Below are 4,473 nucleotides of genomic sequence, written 5' to 3' on the forward strand. Positions count from 1 at the left end.
GACAGGCGCTCAAATTAATTCTGGTTCGGCAACGATTTCTCAAAATGGGCATACCCTGAATATTAATCAAAGTAGTCAAACACTGAGCACCAATTGGAACAGCTTTAACATTGGTCAAAATGCGACAGTCAATTTTAACCAAAATAATGCATCTTCAGTCGCAATTAACCATGTATTAGACAGTAATGCTTCGCAAATCATGGGGCGTTTAAATGCCAATGGTCAGGTGTTTCTGCTCAATCCTAATGGTGTGGTTTTCTCTAAAACCGCTCAAGTGAATGTTGGGGGATTGGTTGCTTCAACGTTAGCACTTACGGATCATGATATTCAAAATGGTCAATTCACTTTAAAAGGCGATGCCAATAGTCATGCAAGTATAGAAAATTATGGCACTATTCAAACTTTAAAAGGTGGAACAGTGGCGCTGATTGCGCCGAATGTTAAAAATACAGGTTCTATTACCACACCAAATGGAACTACGCATTTAACATCCGCTAGTCAAGTCACGCTTGCTTTACAAGATGGTTCATTGACCCAGTACCAAGTGGATCAAGGGGTTCTTAAAGGTTTAGTGGACAATGGAGGAGCAATTCTTGCTGATAATGGCGCAGTCTATTTAACTGCAAAAGCCAAAGACAGTTTAAGTAAAGCTGTGGTAAATCATTCAGGTATCATTGAAGCCAACCGTTTAAGTCAAAATGCCAAAGGCGAAATTATTCTACTGGGTGATATGCAAGCAGGCATGACGAGTGTCAGTGGTGTACTGAAAGCCGAAGGAAAAAATGGTCAAGATGGTGGGTTTATCGAAACCTCGGCAGCCGATGTCAGGATTGATCAAAGTACGGCTGTCTCCACTCGATCAGACAGCGCAAAAACAGGAACTTGGTTGATCGATCCAACAGATTTTAACATCAATGCGGGCAATGCCACACAAAGTAGTAGTGGGATTGGGGCAAAGACCTTAGCCAATAATCTTGCCAGCAATAATGTCACCTTACAAACCAGCGATACAGGTAGTCAAAAGGGTGATATCAATGTTAATGCGAGTGTGACTTGGGATAGTGCGAACAGCCTGACCTTAAATGCACACAATGACATTAATATCAATGCGGACATTACTGCGACCAACAGCGATGCCAAGCTCCATTTGATTTATGGGCAAGATACTGCCAATAGTAGCGCCAATTATTATTTAAAAAATGGTGCCAAAGTCAACTTACAAGCAGGTCAGAATTTTAGTACCCAAAAGGGAACCGATGCCACCATTAACTATCAAGTCATTACCTCTTTGGGGGTGGAAGGTTCAACCACAGGAACAGACTTACAAGGTATGAATGGTAACCTGAGTGGTAACTATGTTCTAGGTGCAAATATAGATGCTACTAGTGCATGGAACTGGAATGGTTATGGCGGGTTTCAACCAATCGGAGATTTAAATAATCCCTTTACAGGGCAACTGGATGGTTTGGGACATATAATTGATACTCTTCGAATGTATCGACCTAAACAGGATTATATTGGTTTAATTGGTTATGCCAACAATGCACAAATTCGTAATATTGGACTTTTAGGAGGGGGGCGTACTGGGAGAAATTATGTTGGTGGCATGGTTGGTCATCTGGTGGGTGGTAGTTTAAAGAATGTTTATTCGCTCGATAACGTTGAAGGAATGAATTATGTAGGTGGTTTAGTTGGTGTTAATTCAGGTAATATTGATAACGCTTATGCAACTGGTCTTATTTCAGGGGAGCGTGCTGTCGGTGGGCTAGTGGGTGAAAACAATAAAAATATTAAAAACGCCTATACGACTGGCGCTGTTTCAGGAAAAAAACAAGATGTTGGTGGTTTGATTGGTATTAATCGGGGAAATGTTAATAATACATATGCGACAGGTGTGGTATCTGCTCCAAGTTCTGTAGGGGGATTGATTGGTACGAATCTATCGGGTACGGTTCAAAATAGTTATTGGAACATTGAAACTACAGGGCAAAACAGCAGTGCCGCAGGACAAGGTTTAAACACCTTGCAAATGTTTCAAAAAGACAATATGCAAGGTTTTGACTTTGACGCAACTTGGGGCAATGCCAATAATCAAACCACGCCTTATTTAAAGCATTTAAGTGGTAACCAAGTTTTTAATAAAAATGATTTACCCACAGGTACAATAACGACCACAAATCGACCTGAACTTTATTCAGCGATTCTGACTTTAAATCAATTGCAAGATATCGCTAAATACCCAATTGGAAAGTTTTTGATTGGAAATAATATCGATGCTTCAGAGACTGTAGACTGGAATGGAGGAGCTGGATTTAAACCAATTGGAGAGTATGGTGGAACTTCTTTCTTTGGAGTATTGGATGGTTTAGGACATACGATTAATAAGCTCACCATTAATCGCCCAGATACAAATTTTGTGGGCTTAATTGGTGCAGGTGCAAATACGACGATAAAGAATTTAGGTATTGTCGATGCCAATATTTCGGGTCGATTATCTTCAGGTATTTTGGCGGGTTATTTATATGGTGATAATAATCAAATCAGTAATGTCTATACCACAGGAACATTTAGTGGCTGTAGTGCAGGTTTTTGTGGCGGGATCGTTGGTGTTTTGACTGGTACGGAAAACAAACTATCCAACAGTTTTTCCAGTGTCAATATCAATACAAAATGGTCTGAATATGGGGCTGTTGGTGGTCTGGTTGGTAGTGTTGGTGAAAAAGACAGAGTCACAATAGAGAATAGTTACTATACAGGAAATATTAACAGTTTAGCGGATAATGTCGGTGGCATTCTAGGAGGATTCTATGATGATACAGTATTAAATATAGATAATACCTATGTCACAGGAACGATCCAAGGAAAATCTAATGCTGGAAATATCGTGGGTAAAGGTAGTAATACCACCAATATAAACAATAGTTTTTGGAACCAAGACACGACTGGACAAAGCCTTGCCATTGGCAATAGTCAAGGGAGTCTTGTAAATACCTTAGGTTTAACAACAACCCAAATGCAAGACTTGAACACCTTTAAAAATGCAGGTTGGGATGTCGATGACGCAGGGGGTACTGGAAAAGTTTGGCGGATATATGCAGGGCAAACGACACCATTCTTAAGAAGCTTTTTAACTCAGTTTGATTTAAATACACTGGACGCCACTACGACCTATAACGGAAAAAATCAGACTTTAACTGATGTACTTGGTTTGGATGATAGTAAAATTTTTGGTGGTGCTGTTGGAGGCTATCGTAATGCTGGAACTTATGAGGATGCTTATTACTCTACTCAGCACGGTTACGATCTGATCGGTGCAAATAATACAGCAAGTGATGCAGTTTTAAAAATCAACCAAGCTAAACTAGATATCAATGCTGTAACTGATACGCGTGTATACGATGGAACAAAACAATCAACGGCTACGGTTGAGATCATCGGTGTACAAACAGGTGATAGCGTTACCGCAAAGCAGGTATTTGCGAGTCAAAATGCTGGAACACATCGTTTAGATATCGATGATATCGTTATTCAAGATGGGAACAATGGTAACAACTATGAAGTAGTGACCAATGCTACGACTGGAACGATTGATAAAGCCAAAGCTACGGTGACAGCGAATAGTTTAAACACTGTATATAACGGACAAGATCAAACAGCATCAGGCTTTACAGCAAGTGGTTTGGTGAATGGTGAAACTGAAACTGTGCTTTCAGGTGTGACGGCTACTGTTTCTGCTACAGATGCAGGCAGTTATACGAACAAAGCCAATGGTGTCGATAAAAACTATGACTTAACATTTGTCGATGGTGCCTTGGATATTGCCAAAGCCAAAGCAACAGTAACCGCCAATAGTTTAAACACGACCTATAATGGTAAAGATCAAACAGCATCAGGCTTTACAGCAAGTGGTTTAGTGAATGGTGAGACTGAAACTGTACTCACAGGTGTAACATCGTCATCAGTAACGGCTAAAGATGCAGGCAGTTATGTTCATACTGCATCAGGCGCAGATAAGAACTATGACTTAACCTTTGTTGATGGCGCATTGGATATTGCCAAAGCCAAAGCGACTGTAACTGCGAATAGTGTATCAACTGTTTATAACGGTAAAGATCAAACAGCATCAGGCTTTACAGCAAGTGGTTTAGTCAATGGTGAGGATGCATCAGTATTAGCAGGTGTAACATCATCGTCAGTAACGGCTAAAGATGCAGGTAATTATGTTCATACTGCATCAGGTACAGACAAGAACTATGACTTAACCTTTGTCGATGGCGCATTGGATATTGCCAAAGCCAAAGCAACAGTAACTGCAAATAGTTTAAACACTGTATATAACGGTAAAGATCAAACAGCATCAGGCTTTACTGCAACAGGTTTGGTCAATGGTGAAACTGAAACTGTACTTACAGGCGTGACGGCTACTGTTTCTGCTAAAGATGCAGGCAGTTATACGAACAAAGCCAATGGTGT

The 4,473-nt window shown here is 40.3% G+C and carries 1 protein-coding gene; it reads left to right on the top strand.

Features of this window, described 5'->3' with window-relative positions; genetic code table 11:
* Window positions 1-4,473, top strand: a 4,473-nt coding sequence (locus ACINWC743_RS11555) for a beta strand repeat-containing protein (RefSeq protein ID WP_009585558.1), incomplete at both ends; no start/stop codon positions are given.

Origin of the sequence: Acinetobacter sp. WC-743 (assembly GCF_000335555.1) — a bacterium.
GTDB lineage: Bacteria > Pseudomonadota > Gammaproteobacteria > Pseudomonadales > Moraxellaceae > Acinetobacter > Acinetobacter bereziniae.